The organism is Gelidibacter sp. (assembly GCF_035515035.1).
Taxonomy (GTDB): Bacteria; Bacteroidota; Bacteroidia; order Flavobacteriales; family Flavobacteriaceae; genus Gelidibacter.
The window spans coordinates 56,216-75,470 of the sequence record NZ_DATJCA010000152.1 but is presented as its reverse complement, the minus strand read 5'-3'; the positions used below and the strand labels follow the sequence as shown (position 1 = coordinate 75,470).

16 protein-coding genes and 1 pseudogene are annotated in these 19,255 nt (G+C 36.8%); 15 read left to right on the top strand and 2 right to left on the bottom strand.

From position 1 onward, the window contains the following. Positions 1-32 precede the first annotated feature (32 nt). The 3 genes from mnmG to VLZ86_RS12405 all read left to right on the top strand — a co-directional run bounded on the left by mnmG (position 33) and on the right by VLZ86_RS12405 (position 4,004). Positions 33-1,904: a tRNA uridine-5-carboxymethylaminomethyl(34) synthesis enzyme MnmG gene (mnmG, locus tag VLZ86_RS12415; protein ID WP_325451792.1), complete on the top strand. Its 1,872-nt coding sequence runs from the start codon at positions 33-35 to the stop codon at positions 1,902-1,904. A 507-nt stretch (positions 1,905-2,411) separates the two neighbouring features. Continuing rightward, positions 2,412-3,278, top strand: a complete 867-nt coding sequence (locus VLZ86_RS12410) for a class I SAM-dependent methyltransferase (RefSeq protein ID WP_414652558.1) — start codon at positions 2,412-2,414, stop codon at positions 3,276-3,278. Positions 3,279-3,488: 210 nt separating this feature from the next. Then, positions 3,489-4,004: an OmpH family outer membrane protein gene (locus VLZ86_RS12405; protein WP_325451788.1), complete on the top strand. Its 516-nt coding sequence runs from the start codon at positions 3,489-3,491 to the stop codon at positions 4,002-4,004. A gap of 40 nt (positions 4,005-4,044) precedes the next feature. Here VLZ86_RS12405 and VLZ86_RS12400 read toward each other — a convergent pair whose 3' ends face one another. Then, positions 4,045-5,199, bottom strand: a complete 1,155-nt coding sequence (locus VLZ86_RS12400; protein ID WP_325451786.1) for a DNA polymerase III subunit delta' — start codon at positions 5,197-5,199, stop codon at positions 4,045-4,047. A gap of 122 nt (positions 5,200-5,321) precedes the next feature. On the opposite strand from VLZ86_RS12400, the pseudogene VLZ86_RS12395 reads away from it, so the two are divergent. The 3 genes and pseudogenes from VLZ86_RS12395 (at position 5,322) to VLZ86_RS12385 (ending at position 9,260) form a co-directional block, all read left to right on the top strand. Further along, a pseudogene (locus tag VLZ86_RS12395) lies at positions 5,322-6,509 on the top strand (phosphoglycerate kinase). A gap of 164 nt (positions 6,510-6,673) precedes the next feature. Continuing rightward, entirely contained in the window at positions 6,674-8,263 is a 1,590-nt protein-coding gene (locus tag VLZ86_RS12390; protein ID WP_414652556.1) for a lytic transglycosylase domain-containing protein, read from the top strand. Between the two features lie 25 nt (positions 8,264-8,288). Next, the gene (locus VLZ86_RS12385; RefSeq protein WP_325451784.1) at positions 8,289-9,260 is read left to right on the top strand and encodes a DUF4837 family protein; all 972 of its coding nucleotides are present in this window, start codon (positions 8,289-8,291) and stop codon (positions 9,258-9,260) included. 76 nt (positions 9,261-9,336) lie between these two features. On the opposite strand, the gene VLZ86_RS12380 is transcribed toward VLZ86_RS12385, so the two are convergent. After that, positions 9,337-9,531 (bottom strand): twin-arginine translocase TatA/TatE family subunit, encoded by a 195-nt coding sequence (locus tag VLZ86_RS12380; RefSeq protein WP_325451782.1) that lies wholly within the window; start codon positions 9,529-9,531, stop codon positions 9,337-9,339. Positions 9,532-9,644: 113 nt separating this feature from the next. Here VLZ86_RS12380 and VLZ86_RS12375 point away from each other — a divergent pair, with 113 nt between their 5' ends. The 9 genes from VLZ86_RS12375 (at position 9,645) to VLZ86_RS12335 (ending at position 19,245) form a co-directional block, all read left to right on the top strand. Beyond that, complete coding sequence (locus VLZ86_RS12375; protein ID WP_325451780.1) at positions 9,645-10,511, top strand: M23 family metallopeptidase; 867 nt, start codon at positions 9,645-9,647, stop codon at positions 10,509-10,511. Further along, positions 10,511-12,013, top strand: a complete 1,503-nt coding sequence (locus tag VLZ86_RS12370; RefSeq protein WP_325451778.1) for a GH3 auxin-responsive promoter family protein — start codon at positions 10,511-10,513, stop codon at positions 12,011-12,013. Before VLZ86_RS12375 ends, VLZ86_RS12370 begins: the two co-directional genes overlap by 1 nt. Before the next feature lie 28 nt (positions 12,014-12,041). Further along, on the top strand, positions 12,042-13,727 hold the full coding sequence (locus tag VLZ86_RS12365; RefSeq protein WP_325451776.1) for a DUF6909 family protein: 1,686 nt from the start codon (positions 12,042-12,044) through the stop codon (positions 13,725-13,727). 9 nt (positions 13,728-13,736) lie between these two features. Next, complete coding sequence (locus tag VLZ86_RS12360; protein WP_325451774.1) at positions 13,737-14,798, top strand: hypothetical protein; 1,062 nt, start codon at positions 13,737-13,739, stop codon at positions 14,796-14,798. Then, positions 14,788-15,843, top strand: coding sequence for a dTDP-glucose 4,6-dehydratase (gene rfbB, locus VLZ86_RS12355; protein ID WP_325451772.1), 1,056 nt, complete (start codon positions 14,788-14,790; stop codon positions 15,841-15,843). Before VLZ86_RS12360 ends, rfbB begins: the two co-directional genes overlap by 11 nt. Position 15,844: 1 nt before the next feature. Next, positions 15,845-16,702, top strand: coding sequence for a glucose-1-phosphate thymidylyltransferase RfbA (rfbA, locus tag VLZ86_RS12350; protein WP_325451769.1), 858 nt, complete (start codon positions 15,845-15,847; stop codon positions 16,700-16,702). A 6-nt stretch (positions 16,703-16,708) separates the two neighbouring features. Then, complete coding sequence (gene rfbC, locus VLZ86_RS12345; RefSeq protein ID WP_325451767.1) at positions 16,709-17,254, top strand: dTDP-4-dehydrorhamnose 3,5-epimerase; 546 nt, start codon at positions 16,709-16,711, stop codon at positions 17,252-17,254. After that, complete coding sequence (gene rfbD, locus VLZ86_RS12340; protein ID WP_325451765.1) at positions 17,251-18,108, top strand: dTDP-4-dehydrorhamnose reductase; 858 nt, start codon at positions 17,251-17,253, stop codon at positions 18,106-18,108. The genes rfbC and rfbD overlap by 4 nt, the downstream gene beginning before the upstream one ends. A 324-nt stretch (positions 18,109-18,432) precedes the next feature. Beyond that, entirely contained in the window at positions 18,433-19,245 is an 813-nt protein-coding gene (locus VLZ86_RS12335) for a class I SAM-dependent methyltransferase (protein ID WP_325451763.1), read from the top strand. Positions 19,246-19,255: the final 10 nt, after the last annotated feature.

Sequence of the window (19,255 nt, the reverse complement as noted above, 5' to 3'; positions counted from 1 at the left end):
GTGGAACAATCGAATTTTTAAATTAACAAACAATGTTTGATAAAGTATATGATGTAATTGTTGTTGGTGGGGGCCATGCTGGCAGTGAAGCTGCAGCTGCGGCGGCCAATATGGGGTGCTCTACATTATTAATTACAATGAATCTTCAAAATATAGCGCAAATGTCTTGTAATCCTGCTATGGGAGGAATTGCCAAGGGACAGATTTTGCGTGAGATTGATGCCTTAGGTGGTTATAGCGGAATCGTGAGTGACACTTCGGCTATCCAATTTAAAATGCTGAACAAGTCTAAAGGTCCTGCTATGTGGAGCCCAAGAGTGCAAAGTGATCGGATGCGTTTTGCTGAAGATTGGCGATTGATGTTGGAGCGAACTCCAAATCTTGATTTTTATCAAGATATGGTGTCAGGGCTTCTTGTGGAAAACTATCAGGTTGTAGGTGTCAAAACTTCTTTGGGTCTAGAAGTGAAGGCCAAAACCGTGGTCCTTACCAATGGCACTTTTTTAAATGGATTGATCCATATAGGAGATAAAAGTTTTGGTGGCGGCAGAGCAGGAGAAAGAGCGGCAACAGGAATTACAGAACAACTGGTTGAGTTGGGATTCGAATCTGGAAGAATGAAGACCGGAACACCTCCAAGAGTTGATGGAAGATCATTGGATTATTCCCAAATGGTGGTGCAGCCAGGGGATGAAGTTCCAGAAAAATTCTCTTATTCGGATATTACGAAACCCTTGACACATCAGCGGGATTGTCATATGAGCTTTACGAGCCCTTTGGTCCATGATTTGCTCCGCGAAGGCTTTGATCGTTCACCGATGTTCAATGGCAGAATAAAAAGTACTGGCCCACGATATTGTCCTTCTATTGAAGATAAAATCAATCGGTTTGCAACTAAAGACCGTCATCAAATATTTGTGGAGCCAGAAGGATGGAACACCGTTGAAGTATATGTCAACGGGTTTTCTACATCGCTGCCGGAAGATGTCCAATTTAAGGCATTACGTTCTGTAGTCGGTTTTGAAAAGGTAAAGTTTTTCAGACCTGGATATGCTATTGAATATGATTATTTTCCGCCAACGCAATTGAAACACACGTTAGAAACCAAGTTGATCCAAGGCTTGTTTTTTGCTGGACAGATTAATGGAACGACCGGGTATGAAGAAGCTGCTTCACAAGGATTGATGGCCGGAATTAATGCGGCGCTTCTTGTTCAGGAAAGAGATGAGTTTACGCTTAAGCGTAATGAGGCTTATATTGGGGTGTTAATTGATGATTTGATTACTAAAGGCACTGAAGAGCCGTATCGCATGTTTACTTCGCGCGCCGAATATAGAACACTTCTAAGACAGGATAATGCCGATTTAAGACTTACCCCAAAAGGATATGAACTTGGATTGGCAAGTGAAAAGAGATTGAGAAGGATGGAGGAAAAGCATTCTAAGTCTGACGCTTTCGTTGAATTTTTTAAACAGACCAGCGTCGAGGCAAAAGATATCAATCCTATTTTAGGTGATAATGATTCTGCTTTAGTCAATCAATCCGGAAAGCTGTTTAAAGTTTTTGCACGTCCGAACATTTCTATGGAGGACATGCGGAAAATTAGAACAGTGGATGCTTATATTTTGGAACATGACTTGGATAAGGAAACCATAGAACAAGCTGAAATACAGGTCAAGTATTCTGGATATATCGACAAGGAAAAGAACAATGCTGACAAGCTTAATCGTCTGGAAGATTTGAAGATTCCCGATGGTTTTGACTATTCACAAATGAAATCTATGAGCATTGAGGCAAGGCAAAAACTGGATAAAATCCGTCCTCGAACCATTTCACAAGCTTCCCGTATCAGCGGTGTCACACCTAGTGATGTTTCGGTACTTTTAGTATATATGGGTCGATAAGTTTTTACAAGTGCTATATGTTCCACGTGGAACGTGCGAGTATTTATAATGATTAATTGTAATTTTAAATTTTTTAGATAAAGGTTAAGCCTTAAAATTTGTTACTGCTACTTCGGTTTCAATATGTTTTTTAGCCACGAACCTATCATGAATAATGATGTGTTTGCTGTTGTTTTTTTGGCTATTCAACGAAACAGATTTTCACTAAGCTTGAATTAAATTATGGATTTACAAACTATGGTCATTTGTGTAAGATTGACCTTATTCTCTAAAGCGAAGTGAACAGACTGAAGCTCGATAGTTTCTAGTTGGGAGTATTTTCGCAAGAAAACCTATCATGAACATCATAATGAATCCGCGTTATCTGCTTTCTGTTGTTTTGAGATGAAGAGGTGAGAAGCCTTTCATAAGATTTCTTGGTGAAAAGTATTGATTGATTCTTGGAATAGATCTAAGCTATTGATTATTTTCGCTCACTTGAAATCAATCTAAATCATTCCATTGAACGTGTCAAGTCAATTGCAAAAAAAAACCTATATCACAGTTAAGGATCACTCTGTTTCTCAGGAAAGTTTTGAGTTATTATATAATGGCGCATTTGAAATGCTCGAAACATTTCCACAACCTTCTAAAGATAGATTGCCGGATTATTATAAAAGCGACGATTATATTTCGCATACAGACAGTAAACGGAATGTCTTTGAAAAAGTATATCACCTTGTAAAAGGGATCGCTTTAAAACGAAAGATTAGACTTATCAATTCCGTTTCAAAAAATACAAAATCTCTATTGGATGTAGGCTGTGGCACTGGCGATTTTCTGCAAGTAGCTCTTGAGTCTGGTTGGGCCATAACAGGAATAGAACCCAATGAGCAGGCGAGGGCAATTGCCAATCAAAAAACAAACCAATCTGTTTTTGATAGTGAACAACTTTTCAATCTCAAACCGCAAAGTTTTGACGTCATTACCTTGTGGCATGTGCTGGAACATTTACCAGAACTTGAGGCCCACTTTTCCTTGTTTAATAAATTATTAAAACCGAATGGTGTTTTGATCATTGCGGTTCCTAATTTTAAAAGTTATGATGCGCAATTATATAAAGAGTTTTGGGCCGCTTATGATGTCCCCCGACATCTTTGGCATTTTAGTCAAGAGTCAATAAAGAGATTGGCAAATGGCGTGGAAATGAAATTGATTAAAACAACTCCAATGAAATTTGATGCGTTTTATGTAAGTTTGCTTTCCGAGAAATATAAGTTTGGGAGAATGAATTATTTCAAGGGATTTTGGAATGGATGTCGATCGAATTGGAAAGCGGCGCGCACAAGTGAGTATTCTTCCCTAATTTATGTCTTAAAGCAGCAAAATACGTGAATTTAGCCGTTTTAAGAAAGGCTTTTAATCTTTAATGGGATTTATCTATGCTTTTTATTAAAGCCTTCTTAAATCACTCCTGAAAGGGCAGTTTCTTATCGACAAAACTAATGCACTTCTTTATTTCGATTAGTTTAAACTATACTATATATTTTATTAAAATTCACATTGACTTTATTACATTTGCATCAAAATTTTAAAAACATAAAAATGAAAAAAGGTTTTATCGCTCTATTAACTTTAGTGGTGTTATCATCATGTCAGGAGCAAACAAAAATTGGATTTGTTGATAATAGCAAATTGATTAATGATTACCAGAAGAAAAAAGATATTGAGGCAAAATTTCAAGTTGAAATTGATGCGTTTAATAGAAAAGTAGATAGTATCGGTCAATCTTTTCAAACTTTAGCTGCAGAAATGCAAAAAAAGGACCCACAAATGGTTCAAAAAAGCTCTCAAGAGGAGTACCAAGCTTTGGCACAACAGTACCAACGTTTTCAGCAGCAGTTTCAAATGGAAGAACAACAAATCCAAAAGAAAAGCCAATCTCAAATAGACACACTCATTAAAGACATTAGAAGTTTTGTTAAAGATTACGGACAAAAGAATGGTTATTCTTTTATTTTAGGAAGTAATGAAGCTGGTAGTGTCATGTACGGAAAAGAAAGTCAAGATTTGACCAAAGATATTTTGGAAGCTCTTAACGCTGAGAAAAAGAAGGATTAATTCTTGAGTAATAAAATTAATATTCAAAAAGAGCCAGTTTTTAACTGGCTCTTTTATGTAATAAACGGGTCAACTTAATTGAGAGATCGGTTAATATAATTTTGGAATTTCCGTTGCGTTCAATATGATAAATAGCATCTTGAAGCTCTTGGCTGATCTCCATAATATTGCCTTCGTGCACAAAAGGCGCGAAATTTTCAAGTTTAAAGTTTTTGGTTTTAGGTTCTATAAATACCAATTGGTGGGCATTATAATTCAGTAAAAGGGCCTGCCTGAAAAAATCGAGGCAAAATTGCAAAAATTGCTTTTGTGTCTCCCGACCGGTTTTTGCAACTTGTTCACTCCAACTGATCAAATCGTGGATGGCGCTTTTATTGCCTTTCGCCTTAAACGCGCTTCGGATCCAAAACACAAACCATTCTTCAAATTGTATGTCTTCAGAGTCCTGATAGACTAAATCGCAAGCTTTATTATAGTTGCCGTTAGACTGCCGGGCAATTTTTGTGGCGGTCTCCTGGTCTAACTGGTAGTTTTTCTTGAGGGCTTCCGTTAAAACGGCGTCAGCCAACGGCGGAAAATTGAGTACTTGACATCGCGATCTAATGGTATTGATAATCTGTCCTTCATCTTCAGCAATAAGGATAAAAACGGTTTTTGACGGTGGTTCCTCAATAAGTTTCAAGAGTTTATTGGCGGCAGCGGTATTCATTTTTTCTGCCATCCAAATCACCATGATTTTATAACCACCTTCATAGGATTTTAATGAAAGGGATTTGACAATGTTCAAAGCTTCATCAACACCTATTTGTCCTTGTTTGTTATCAATGCCCAGCATGCGGTACCAATCAAAAAGATTTCCATAAGGTTGTTCTTTAAGGAGCTGTCGCCATTCTTCCATAAAATGATTGGAAACGGGATGGCTCTTGATTTTATCGTTGGTTGCAACAGGGAAAGCAAAATGTAAATCAGGATGGGAGAAGTTTTTGAACTTCAAATTGCAATTATCATTTCCTCCTTTGTTTTCAGAATTCTTATTGCCACATAGGATGTATTGTGCATAAGCAATGGCCATTGGTAAAGTACCCGATCCTTCTGGACCCACAAACAATTGCGCATGTGGAATACGTCCATTGTCCGCGCTCTGGGTTAAATGATTTTTGAGATGTTCCTGTCCTAAAACGCTAATGAATTGCATGGGACAAAACTATGTATTTTTTTTCATTAAAAATTTATGGAAGTTGAATTCTCAAAAGAATGCATTTATAATCATTTTAGAAATGGTTACATTTGTTTTGATGTTATAATAAATAGATACTCATGAAAACCTTGAACGATTTCAATTTTAAAAATAAAAAAGCTCTGATAAGAGTAGATTTTAATGTGCCTTTAGACGATCAGTTTATGGTCACTGATGATAGCAGAATTGTTGCGGCAAAACCTACCATTATGAAAATTTCGGAAGATGGTGGCAGTTGTATCTGAATGTCACATCTGGGACGGCCAAAAGGGGTTCAGGCAGAATTTTCATTGAAACATATTCATAAGAAAGTGGAAGAAATTATTGGTGTAAAAACCATTTTTGTTTCAAGTAGTGTAGGAGGGGCAGCACAAGCGGCTTCAGATAATTTAGAACCAGGTGAAATCTTACTTCTTGAGAATTTGAGATTTCATAAGGAGGAAGAGGCAGGAGATAAAGATTTTGCCGAACAACTATCAAAATTAGGTGATGTTTATGTGAATGATGCTTTTGGAACGGCACATAGAGCACATGCTTCAACGGCTGTAATTGCGGATTTTTTCCCAGAAAGAAAATACTTCGGTTATTTATTGGAGCAGGAGATTGAAAGTATCAAGAAAGTGATGGAGAATGGTGAAAAACCTGTTTTAGCAATTCTTGGCGGAGCTAAGGTATCTTCTAAAATCACCATTATAGAAAATATATTAGATAAGGTGGACCACTTGATTATTGGTGGCGGAATGACTTTTACATTCGTAAAAGCACAAGGAGGGAAAATAGGGGATTCTATCTGTGAAGATGATAAAATGGAATTGGCATTGGAAATCCTCGAAAAAGCTAAGGAAAAAAATGTAAAAGTCCATCTTCCTGTTGATGTCATTGCTGCAGATGCCTTTAGCAATGACGCCAATACCCAAATTGTAAAGGTTAATGAAATTCCTGATGGATGGCAAGGTTTGGATGCCGGCCCACAAACTATTCGAAATTTTCATGAGGTCGTCCTTCAGTGCAAAACCATATTATGGAACGGTCCTTTGGGAGTTTTTGAGATGGAGAATTTTGCAAATGGTACAATTGAACTTGGTAAGTCAATCGCGGAAGCCACCAAAAAGGGCGCTTTTTCTCTTGTTGGAGGTGGCGACTCAGTGGCTGCCGTGAAACAATTTGGCTTTGAAAATAAAGTAAGTTATGTGAGTACGGGCGGTGGTGCTATGCTAGAAAGTCTAGAAGGAAAAACGCTACCAGGAATTGCAGCCATCTTGAAATAATAAGCTTGTAAAAATTGGAACTTTCTCATCAAAACCATAGATAAGAGGATGATTTATTCGGTGAGATGCACTTGTGTATGTTAAATTGTTGTTTTATATAATCATTTTAGATATTATTGTACGAATTTAACCAACTCATCGTTGACTTATAAAACACCTTACTAATGAACCAAAAACTAGTATCCTTGACTTTTGGTGCCTTGTGTGTATGTGGTTTTAGTTTCTCTCAAATTAAAACTAAAAAAACAGACACTCCCGTCGCACCTGACAAAACTGTTTCAGTTCAAATTGATTCCATTAGTGATGGGAAGAATTTGGCCGCCATTGAAATGGCTACAGTAGCCGATTCCCTATCCGCAAAAACCATTGAGGATTTACAATTAGCATCAGAAATCGACCAAAAGTGGCTCGACGAATTATACAGCAATGAATTGTTTGACAGTATCTATGCCTCTGTTACAGATTTAAAATACGATGCTGTTGACTATCCTGAGTTGCCTACCGACACGTTGAAAGCAAGGCTTCATAAACTGAGCTCCAAAACACCTTTTAACATAGAATACAATGAGTCTTTAGAAAGTGTGATCAAATCTTACTTAAAACACCGACGCAATTCTTTGGAGCGTTTAATGTCTTTGAGCGATTATTATTTCCCAATGTTTGAAAGAGAACTGGACAATTATAATATTCCCTTGGAAATAAAATACTTGGCCATTGTGGAATCGGCATTAAAGCCAAGAGCAAAGTCGCGAGTAGGGGCTACAGGTTTATGGCAATTTATGTTTGCTACCGGTAAGCAGTATAATTTAAATGTCACCAGTTATGTGGATGAACGGAGTGATCCGCTTAAATCTACAGAAGCGGCCAGTAAATATCTTGCCAGGCTATACGAGATCTTTGGCGACTGGGATTTGGCTTTGGCATCTTATAATTGTGGACCGGGTAATGTCAGTAAAGCCATCCGACGATCAGGAGGGTATGAAAACTATTGGAATATCAGACCTTATTTACCAAAGGAAACTGCAGGCTATTTGCCGGCTTTTTTAGCTACAATGTATATTTTTGAATATGCCGAGGAGCATGGATTTAAAAAACACCGACCAGAATTTAGATATATTGATACGGATACCATTCACGTCAAACAAATGATCAGTCTGGATCAAGTGTCTGAATTGTTGGATCTTCCCATGGAAGAACTTCAGTTTTTAAACCCATCTTATAAGTTGGATATCATTCCGTATGTGGAAGGAAAAAATTACACCCTAAGATTGCCAAGGCATGCCGTTGGAAAGTTTGTGACCAATGAAGCCAGTATTTACGAGTTTGTGACCAATGAAATGAACAAACGTGAAAAGCCCTTACCACAGTTGTTTGAGTCAGAAACAAAAACCACGTATAGAGTGGTGTCGGGTGATAACTTAGGAAAAATTGCCCGGCAATTTAATGTAAGGGTATCCCAGTTAAAACAATGGAACGGACTGCGGAGCAATGATTTAAAAATAGGCCAGCGCCTCACAGTTTATAGAACACAGCCAACTACGTCGGCGTCAAAATCGTTGGCTAATGCTTCAACAAAATCAACGGTTCAAAGCAGTACTTCAAATTCTTCAAAGACTTATAAAGTGAAGTCTGGAGATTCGTTGTGGAGCATTTCTAAAAAGTTTCCAGGCGTTTCAATTCAAAATATCAAAGATTGGAACGATATTAGTGGTAATAATTTAAAAGCAGGAACAACACTTAAACTTTCACGTTAAGTGTTATAAATTTAAAAACCACAACATGAAAACCTTTTACGCTATTGCCTTTTCTTTAATCTTGTTTACTTCTTGTAACAAAGGTAAAGATCAACGAATCATTCCTGGATCTAATGGAAACATTAATAACCTATTGGTGGTCGTTGACAATTTACTTTGGGATGATAGTGTAGGGGAAACCATTAGAGACGTTGTTGCGGCCTCTATACCGCTTTTAAGTCCAGAAGAACCTGTGTTTTCACTTAATCAAATACCACCTATGGTATTTGAAGGCTTTGCCACTAAAAACAGGATCATTTTAAAAATAGAAAAAGGGGGCGAAGCGGGTGTCGTCATTAGAAATGATGTGTACGCAAGACCTCAAACCGTTGCGGTTGTTTCTGGAAAGTCCGATCAGGAAATTAATGATCAATTAGAGATGAATGGCGATAAAATAATTGCTGCTTTCAAGAAAGAAGAGTTGAAGGAAAACCAACGGCGCATTAGGATTTCATTAAGAGATGACGGTCCACTACAAGAATCCTTAGGTGTCAAGTTAAATTTTCAAACGGCCTATCGGATCGCCAAACAAGAAAAGGATTTCTTTTGGATCAGAAAAGATATTCCAACGGGCACAATGGACATCATGATATATGAAGTGCCCCTTAACACCATAAAAAAAGGAGATAGCACCATCATTGATATTATTAGAATGAGGGATTCTATCGGGAAAGTCCATATTCCTGGTCCCGTGGAAGGTTCTTATATGATTACAGAAAATGCTTATACACCTTATTTATATGAAACTAGTGTTGATGGGAAGCCAACATTTGAAACCAGAGGTATTTGGGACGTGAAGAACGCTTTTATGTCGGGGCCTTTTATAAACTACGCCATTGAAGATAAAGCAAACGATAGATATGTTGTCATTGAAGGTTACGTTTTTTCTCCGTCGGTTGAAAAACGGAATAATATTTTTGAATTGGAAGCTATTATAAAATCCATTAAGATAAAATAATCTCATTGAGCAGAACATATCATACAAAAAAAAGAGCCAACGATAAAGTTGGCTCTTTTGGTTTTATAGGAAATTCTTACTTGTTTTTATTAGTGGAAGTGGTCGTTTCATCGCTTTCTTCCTTACTGGCATCTTTAAACTCTTTAATGCCACTTCCTAAACCTCTCATGAGTTCTGGAATTTTCTTGCCTCCAAAAAGCAATAATACCAACACGACTACGACTACTATTTGCCATGGTCCAACTGCTAAAAAAATACTTGATGCTATCATAACATTTGATTTGAACAGCAAATTTAATAATTAAACTTCAAATTAAACGTTAAAATCAAACTTTAGATGAAAGACAATATAGATTGCCTTAATTTTATTTAATTTTGTTTAGCATGACCACTAGAAAAAAAGAGAAGAAATTCACAAAAAAGCTACTTCATAAGTACCGATTGGTAATCCTTAATGAGGACACCTTTGAAGAACGCTTTGCTATTAAGTTAACACGCTTGAATGTGTTTGTTATTGTGTCTTTGAGCAGTATTCTGCTTGTAGCGGGTACGATCTTTTTAATCGCTTTTACGCCTTTGAGGGAGTATATACCGGGGTATTCTTCGGCGAAATTAAAAAAGCAAGCCACACAGCTCAGTTTTAAAACTGATTCCTTGAAGCAGGTGATCGAGGTCAATGAAAAATATTTTGCGTCCATTAAACGTGTGCTTACAGGGGATGTTAAAACCGTAGAATTCAACAAAGACTCTATTTTAAACGCTTTCCATGACGAAACAGGGCAAATAGATATTAAACCGACCAAGCAAGATTCCTTATTACGCGAAAAAGTGGATAAGGAAGATAAGTACAACTTTTTTGAATCGGCCATCTCTGCCTCAAATTTCGTTTTGTTTCCACCGGTAAATGGAACTATATCAGAAGGTTATAATGTGAAGGAAAAACATTATGCCGTTGATATTATTGTTGCTAAAAACACGCCAGTGAAGGCTACAGCAGATGGGACCGTTATTTTTGCAGAATGGACCTCAGAAACGGGGTACGTGGTTATCATCGAACACAGTTATGAACTTATTTCGGTATATAAGCATAATGCATCGCTTACCAAGGAACAAGGTGATATAGTTAAAGCAGGAGAAGTCATAGCCATTTCAGGAAATACAGGTGAATACACGACAGGGCCACATTTGCACTTTGAATTATGGAGTAAAGGCTATCCTATCAATCCAACCAATTTTATAGATTTTAAATAATGTTTACAATAAAATCGGCTCTTGCCAAAGTCTTTGCGCACTTCGTTAGAAAGTCGGTTTTGAAATGGGCGAATAACCCCATTGAAACCCAAAACGCTGTGTTCAAAAAGCTCATCTACGAAGCGCAAAACACCCAATTTGGGAAGGACCACGATTTCAGGAAGATCCAATCGCATGCTGACTTTATTTCCCGTGTTCCCGTTCGGGATTATGAAGAATTAAAGCCTTATGTAGAACGGGTGGTTGCGGGAGAATCAGATATTTTATGGAAGGGCAAGCCTTTATATTTCGCTAAAACATCCGGAACTACTTCGGGTTCGAAATACATTCCGCTCACCAAAGAAAGCATGCCAACACATGTTGAAGCTGCCAGAAATGCCATTCTCATGTACATTGCAGAAACCGGGAATTCTGAGTTTGTGAATGGTAAAATGATTTTTCTGCAGGGCAGCCCCATTTTAAAGGAACAAAACGGGATCCAACTTGGGCGTTTATCAGGGATTGTTGCCCATTTCGTTCCAAAATATCTTCAAAAAAATAGAATGCCTTCCTGGGAAACCAACTGTATTGAAGATTGGGAAACGAAAGTGGAGGCTATTGTTGCTGAAACCCTGCCGGAAAACATGACCGTAATTTCAGGAATTCCTTCTTGGGTACAGATGTATTTTGAAAGAATCAATGAAAAAACAGGGAAAAAGGTGGGTGATGTTTTTAAGAATTTCAACCTATTTATTTTTGGAGGTGTTAATTATGAACCCTATCGGGCAAAGTTTGAAAGCCTAATAGGACGAAAAGTGGATAGTATAGAACTTTATCCTGCCAGTGAAGGTTTTTTCGCGTATCAGGACCAGCAAAATCAAAAAGGAATGCTGCTACAATTAAATTCGGGTATTTTTTATGAATTTATCAAAGCAGAGGAGTTTTTTGATGAACATCCAAAAAGAATTACCATTAAAGATGTGGAATTGAGAACCAATTATGTCATGATCATTTCATCAACTGCAGGACTATGGGCATATAATATTGGAGATACGGTTGAGTTTACGTCGTTGAAACCCTATCGGGTGATTGTTTCCGGACGGATTAAGCATTTCATATCTGCATTTGGCGAACACGTAATTGGTAAGGAAGTAGAGCAGGCGCTTCATGAAGCGATTGAAGGAACCAACGTTCAAGTCTCAGAATTTACGGTGGCACCACAAATCAATCCCTCCAGCGGGCTGCCATTCCATGAATGGTTTATTGAATTTGAAAATGAGCCTGATAATCTTTCGGAATTGGCAGAGAAGATTGAGATGTCACTCCAAAAGCAAAACAGCTACTATTTCGACTTGATTCAGGGTAAGGTATTACAACCTTTAAAAATTTCCAGGGTCAAAAAGAATGGTTTTCAAGATTATATGAAATCTATAGGAAAACTGGGTGGTCAAAATAAACTCCCGAGGCTGTCCAATGACCGAAAAATAGCGGACACCCTAACCCAACAAAATTTAACTAAATAATTCTATCTTTACAGGATAAACACTAATTATGAATAAAAAGTATCATGTCCGAACGAGAGCCCAGGAAAGCTCAAATGCCATTGAAAGAATGTATATTACAATGCGCCATTTGTTTAATCGCGGATTTTACAAGCCAATGGGTATTTCTGGCGAAACCCTTCGGGAGTCGTTATTACTTTTGAGACCTGAGATATATGGATCAATTGGAGAAGAAAAGGCGGAATTGGAAGGACTGCTTTATGTTGTTGACAGACTACCTTATGGGATTGAAGAATGTACTTTTATCAACTTAACTAGCGATGAAGGGTATAGCAATTCACATTTTAAAGCGATAATTCCACCAAAAAGAAGACGGAATTGTTTCCGTATAGACAGTGAGCAAATGAATATTGAGATCACGCGTGGCCGCTCTGAAATCTATGATATTTTAACACATTTGACCTTCATGTTTGTAGAGTCCCACAAAATAAGTAAGCGGGTGCTTATTGATGAGGAGGGCACTACTACGAGAGATTGGCTAAAATTGGAAAAAGCAGTACGTTCCAATCAAGAATTGACGCAACCGGAAAGAGAGATTGCCATCGCGCATACCGCGAATATTTTAGGCAGGACGTTTAATGAACTGACTCAAATGTACAGTTCTTTTGCCTTGCCAGACCAACCAGAACGATTTCTACATTTAATCTATTGGTTAGGCAAACTTGCTATAGAGGAAGTGGTCAATAACAAAGGAAGAACGGTAACCTTTAGTCCCGTATTAAGAGAACGATTGGGCCATCATATCCATGGTGAAATTTGGTCGGATACCATTAAAGAAGCCTTAATAAAAAACGGACTGATTGATCGGCCTATCCATGTCATCAGTGCCAATATGCACAGCGTTATGAATTCTATTTTTGCGCCTCAAGCATTAAAGACCTTGGCTACAAAAAAGAGTATGTTTGAAGTCTACGAAGCATTAAGCCAAAAGGAAAATCAAGAATTACGAAATAAAGTCACCAAAGAAGCCTTGTCAAAAGGAATGATCTACATTCCAGATGCGTCAGGAACCAATATTGACGTTCAAATTTTTGACACGGCTAAAATAGATTTCGTCAAAACAGATTTAGAGAATTCCAAAGTGTTTGAGGATTCAGAAAAACCCGTTCTTTTTGTGATGGATTACGCCTTTGGAGAACAAGCTTATGAAACCATTGATGAGCTGCTAAAACCGATAAAATTAAAGGATAAGCAAATCCATCTGAATATCGATTCTATCTCCATTATGGGTAAAGCCGGAATTTTAGAAGGAGGCAAAGGTGATATTATGATTCCATCCGCACATATTTTTGAAGGCACTGCGGATAATTACCCATTGGAAAATCAGCTGTCCAAATCGGATTTTGAAGGACATGATATTGACGTTTATGAAGGCACAATGATTACGGTTTTAGGCACCTCCCTTCAAAATAAGGAAATATTAAAATTCTTCTTCAATTCTACGTGGAATGTCATTGGCTTGGAAATGGAAGGTGCTCATTACCAAAAAGCCATTCAGGCAGCTTCAAAAGTTAGAGGCAGTATCAACCCTGATGTTAAGGTAAGATATGCGTATTATGCCAGTGATAATCCGTTAGAAACTGGTAGCACACTAGCATCCGGGGGTTTGGGAACTACAGGTGTAAAACCAACCTATTTGATCACTAGAAAAATATTACATCAAATATTTAATTAAATAACTATTATGAATGAAAATTTAAGTAAACATCAGCCTCCAAATGATGAGGTTGATTTGGGTCAATTATTTAATGCAATCGGAAGGCTTTTTGAACGGTTTTTTCGGTTTATAGGCTCAATATTTACTGCCATATTCAGTTTTATTATATTCATTCTAAAAGTCATAATTGACAACTTTAAACTTATTTTAGCTGTCTTGATTAGTGCCTTTATATTAGGTTTTATCATTGAAAAAAGACAGCCTGTTGTCTATTCTTCCCAACTGCTGGTAAAACCTTATTTTGATTCTAAATATCAATTGATAAATAACGTCAATTATTTTAATACGTTGATTAAAACACAAGGTTACGAAGAGTTATCAAATGTCTTTGAAATTCCTGTAGAATCTGCCTTAGAACTAAAATCTTTTGAAGTGAAGCCAGGACCAGAGAGTGATAATGACAAAGCTCAAGCATATGGCAATTTTCTTGAATCTATTGACACATCTAGCGCAAGAACTATTACCTATAAAGAATTTATCCAAAATAGAGATATTTACTCTTCAGTAATTTTCGAGATCAACGTAGAATCAACAAAAAAAGATATATTTAAAAATCTAGAAGATGGATTAAATAGAACATTCAGGACCACCTATTCTGAGCGTATGAAACAAAGGAGGGATACCTTGATTGCAATACAGAAATCAAACATTTTAGCTTCCCTTACTTCAGTTGACTCCCTTAGTAAAGTTTACATCTCGGTTCTTCGAGAAGAATCCCGAAAGGGCGCTACTAAAATTAGCTTTGGAGAAGGTCTTTCTTTCGAACCTGAAAGTAAGTCTAAAACTAAAGAGTTTGAATTGCTCGAAAGAGAAATTGTTCTAAGAAACAAATTAGCGAAACTAGATGAAATGAAAGTAGAAGAGGATAGTTTTTTTGATGTTGTGTCTGGATTTCAGGAGGTGGGTAGTATAACTTCCAAGTTCAATGAAAGATATACCATCCTATTTCCATTGATTGGGTTTTTAGTTATGATCATTATCTTTATGATCAACCGAACCGTTAAATATGTTCGAGGTTATGCAAGGTAAAACGTCAATTTTAATAACAGGAGGAGCGGGTTTTATTGGGTCTCACGTTGTTAGATTATTTTTAACTAAATATCCTGACCATCAAATTTATAATCTCGATAACCTTACATATGCCGGAAATTTAGAGAACCTTAAAGATGTTGAGGATCTACCAAATTACAACTTTATAAAAGGAGATATTGTTGATAAAGATTTTGTTGACAATTTATTTAAAACCTATAGGTTTGATAAGATTATACACCTAGCGGCCGAATCGCATGTGGACAGATCTATAGAAGATCCGTTGGCATTTGTAAAAACAAATGTTATAGGCACTATGAATCTGCTGAATGCTTTTAAAATGCTCTGGAAAGATGATTTTAATGGCAAGCTTTTTTACCATGTCAGTACGGATGAGGTTTACGGCAGCCTAGGTCAAGAGGGGTTATTTACAGAAGATACACCTTATGATCCTAATTCACCTTACTCAGCGTCCAAAGCAAGCTCAGATCATTTTGTAAGGGCATATGGAGAAACTTATGGATTGCCTTATATCATTTCCAATTGTTCAAACAATTATGGACCTTTTCAATTTCCAGAAAAACTGATTCCTTTATTCATCAATAATATTGTAAGTGGAAAATCACTCCCCGTCTATGGCGATGGCAATTATACCAGGGATTGGCTTTATGTGGAAGATCATGCGGAGGCGATAGATTTAATCTTTCATAAAGGTAAAATTAATGAAACCTATAATATTGGCGGATTTAATGAATGGAAAAACATTGATTTGATCAACCTTTTGTGTGATCAGATGGATCTTAGATTGGAGAATGACAAAGGAACTTCCCACAAACTTATTACTTATGTCAAGGATAGGCCTGGTCATGATTTAAGGTATGCCATTGATGCCAATAAACTTAAAAATGAACTGGGATGGGAACCTTCATTGACTTTTGAAGAAGGTCTTGCTATAACTATTGATTGGTATTTAGAGAATGCAGCATGGCTCAAAAATGTGACCAGTGGGGCGTATCAGTCGTATTATAAAAAGCAATACAGTTAACATGAAAGGAATTATTTTAGCCGGAGGATCTGGAACGAGGTTACATCCATTAACCCTTGCCATAAGCAAGCAATTGATGCCTGTCTATGACAAACCGATGATATACTATCCTATATCGACCTTAATCTCCTCGGGTATTAAAGAAATTCTGATTATTTCGACACCTCAAGATTTACCGCTTTTTAAACTACTGTTGGGTGACGGCACTCAGTTTGGCTGTGAATTTCATTACGCAGTACAGGAAGAACCTAAAGGTTTAGCTCAAGCATTCCTAATTGGGGAAGAATTTATTGGGAAAGAAAAAGTTGCCTTAATATTGGGTGATAATATTTTCTATGGATCTGGTCTGTCTGAGCTATTGCAAGCCAACAGCAACCCAGATGGCGGTATTATCTATGCTTATCATGTCAATGATCCAGAGCGTTATGGGGTGGTTGAATTTGATGATGCTGGGCATGCTATTTCTATAGAAGAAAAACCGATCACGCCAAAATCTAATTATGCTGTTCCTGGAATCTACTTTTATGATAATTCAGTTATTGAAATAGCTAAGAGTATTACACCAAGTAAAAGAGGGGAATTGGAAATTACCGACGTCAATAGAGCATATTTAAAGGAAGGTAAACTGAGTGTGAGTATTTTGGACAGAGGAACCGCCTGGCTAGATACAGGCACCTTTAAATCGCTCATGCAGGCTGCTCAATTTGTCCAAGTAATTGAAGAACGTCAAGGTTTAAAAATTGGCTCAATTGAAGAGGCTGCCTATAAAATGGGGTTCATCAATAAAAAACAATTACATGCGTTGGCCAAACCGCTTTTAAAAAGTGGCTATGGACAAAATTTGATAGATTTAAAATAAGTTATTTTGAGAATAGAAGAGACGAACTTAAAAGATTGTTATTTAATTACGCCAAAAATTTTTACGGATGAACGCGGCAGTTTTTTTGAAAGTTTCAATAAACAGCAATTTTTAAAATTAACAGGGCTTTCCATTGAGTTTGTTCAAGACAACCAATCAGAGTCCCAAAAAGGTGTCTTAAGAGGACTACATTTTCAAACAGGGGATTTTGGACAGGCAAAATTGGTTAGAGTTATTACAGGCAGTGTTTTGGACGTTGCCGTAGATATTCGACCAGAATCTAAAACTTTTGGACAACACTTCTCAATGGTTTTGAGTGCCCAAAACAATAAACAATTATATATTCCTAGAGGGTTTGCACATGGATTTTTAGTTTTGGAAGACCATACCATTTTTTCATATAAATGCGATAATTACTACAACAAAGCATCTGAAAGTGGCATCATTTTTAATGATCAAACACTCCAGATCAATTGGAAATTTTCAGAATCCGAACTTATTATTTCAGAAAAAGATAAAGAACTTCCAACGTTTGAAACTCTGTTCAAATGAAAACAACGATTCTAGTCACAGGTGGTAATGGGCAATTGGGACAATGCATCCAAAGCATTGCCAAGCAGTTTCCGGCTCTTAGTTTTTTGTTTGTAGACAAAAACACACTCGATATTACTATTGAAAAGAATGTGCTAGAATTCTTTGAAGATCATCACATCCATTGGTGTATTAATTGTGCAGCATATACAGCGGTAGATCATGCTGAAGAAAATCGGGAATTGGCACACCAAGTTAATGTAGTTGGTGCAAGAAACATAGCCAATGCCTGTCATTGGAACGGTAGTAAGTTAATTCAAATATCTACCGATTTTGTTTTTGATGGAAAAAAATCCCTCCCCTATAAAGAAACAGATTGTGTTAATCCTCTGGGTATTTATGGACGGACAAAATTAAATGGAGAAGTAGAGGTTAAAAAGAATTGTCCCTCTCACTTTATCGTGAGGACCTCATGGTTGTATTCTGAATTTGGAAATAACTTTATGAAAACCATGCTGAGGTTGGGTTCGGAAAGAGATCAGCTAAGTGTAGTTAATGACCAAATAGGTTCCCCAACCTATGCGGTAGATCTAGCAGAAGCGTTGATACAAATAATTCAACTGGATACAGACAACTATAGTGTTTACCATTATTCCAATCGGGGTCATATCAGTTGGTTTGATTTTGCTAAAACTATTTTTGAACAGACTAACAACAACCTTATCTTAAACCCAATTCTTTCGAGAGATTATGCGACTTTAGCGGAGAGACCTAAATACAGTGTGTTGGATACCACTAAAATTTCTGATGAATTTGCGCTAGAAATTCCATTTTGGAGAGATAGTTTAATTTGTGCACTTTCTAAGGTAAAATAGTTTTCAGTTACCATTAATAATACGTGTAATTGAGATTAGAGTGAGAAAAAACACTTATCAGATTATTGCTTGAGTGTACACTGAGACTATACGTTTTCCGAATTTGGTACTACGCCAATGATCAAATTTTTATTGCGGTGCTCAATAGTTTAATGTATAAACTTAAAGCCTAGTCTCTATAAGAAAAGTTTGAAAAAGTAGATATTTTATTTCACGCTGTAGTTCATAAAGAATTGAAAACATTAAGTTTGTCTTCTGATAAAATTGGGTTTGGTACCGGTGAAGAAATAACAAAAGATCATAGTCTTAGGTTAAATTATTAAGATGGAAGAATATTTTAAAGGGCAAAAATTATATGGAGACGACTTCAACATTGAGCAAATAACCCAATGGTATAAGGAAGAAGAGGAAGGTTATGCTAAACTTGACTCAAGGGAATTGGCTCTTTTAGATCAGGACATATATCTTTATGAACATATCAATAGGGTTCATGGCTATCAGTATTTGGACAAAAACCAAACTTATAAAAATGTTTTGGGTATTGGATCCGCCACTGGCCATGAGTTTTTACCTATTTTAGATAAGGTTGAAAATTTGTATATTCTTGAACCCTCAGATAAACTTAAAGGACAAAAAATTAAGGGCAAATCCATAACCTATGTCAAGCCACAAATTAATGGTGATATAATTTTTGAAGATGGCTTTTTTGATTTAGTCACCTGTTTTGGTGTGCTCCATCATATCCCAAATGTTTCTCATGTAATGAAAGAAATCCACAGAACAATGAGGAAAGATGGCATATTGTTACTAAGAGAACCCATAGTGTCCATGGGAGACTGGAGACAGCCAAGATATGCGCTCACCAAAAACGAAAGGGGCCTTCCTGAATCATTTCTTAACGACCAGTTGAAGCGGCTTGAATTTGACATCCTAAGTCGGAAATATTGCTTTACACTTTCAACCCTATTCTCAAGATTAACCCAGAACATACTTTCAAAGCCTATTTATGCTTATAAACCCTATGTATACTTTGATAAGGTGTTATCAAGCGTTTTCAGAAATAATGTTAAATATCACACTGAAAATAAGTTTCGAAGGCTTTTTCCTCAATCAGTTTATTTTGTTTTAAAGAAATAGATAATTAATT

Excerpts from the sequence above, each read along its gene's own strand:
- mnmG (WP_325451792.1), top strand. The coding sequence starts at position 33 with ATGTTTGATAAAGTATATGATGTAATTGTTGTTGGTGGGGGCCATGCT.
- VLZ86_RS12405 (WP_325451788.1), top strand. The coding sequence starts at position 3,489 with ATGAAAAAAGGTTTTATCGCTCTATTAACTTTAGTGGTGTTATCATCA.
- VLZ86_RS12400 (WP_325451786.1), bottom strand. The coding sequence starts at position 5,199 with ATGCAATTCATTAGCGTTTTAGGACAGGAACATCTCAAAAATCATTTA.
- VLZ86_RS12390 (WP_414652556.1), top strand. The coding sequence starts at position 6,674 with ATGAACCAAAAACTAGTATCCTTGACTTTTGGTGCCTTGTGTGTATGT.
- VLZ86_RS12385 (WP_325451784.1), top strand. The coding sequence starts at position 8,289 with ATGAAAACCTTTTACGCTATTGCCTTTTCTTTAATCTTGTTTACTTCT.
- VLZ86_RS12380 (WP_325451782.1), bottom strand. The coding sequence starts at position 9,531 with ATGATAGCATCAAGTATTTTTTTAGCAGTTGGACCATGGCAAATAGTA.
- VLZ86_RS12375 (WP_325451780.1), top strand. The coding sequence starts at position 9,645 with ATGACCACTAGAAAAAAAGAGAAGAAATTCACAAAAAAGCTACTTCAT.
- VLZ86_RS12370 (WP_325451778.1), top strand. The coding sequence starts at position 10,511 with ATGTTTACAATAAAATCGGCTCTTGCCAAAGTCTTTGCGCACTTCGTT.
- VLZ86_RS12365 (WP_325451776.1), top strand. The coding sequence starts at position 12,042 with ATGAATAAAAAGTATCATGTCCGAACGAGAGCCCAGGAAAGCTCAAAT.
- VLZ86_RS12360 (WP_325451774.1), top strand. The coding sequence starts at position 13,737 with ATGAATGAAAATTTAAGTAAACATCAGCCTCCAAATGATGAGGTTGAT.
- rfbB (WP_325451772.1), top strand. The coding sequence starts at position 14,788 with ATGCAAGGTAAAACGTCAATTTTAATAACAGGAGGAGCGGGTTTTATT.
- rfbA (WP_325451769.1), top strand. The coding sequence starts at position 15,845 with ATGAAAGGAATTATTTTAGCCGGAGGATCTGGAACGAGGTTACATCCA.
- rfbD (WP_325451765.1), top strand. The coding sequence starts at position 17,251 with ATGAAAACAACGATTCTAGTCACAGGTGGTAATGGGCAATTGGGACAA.
- VLZ86_RS12335 (WP_325451763.1), top strand. The coding sequence starts at position 18,433 with ATGGAAGAATATTTTAAAGGGCAAAAATTATATGGAGACGACTTCAAC.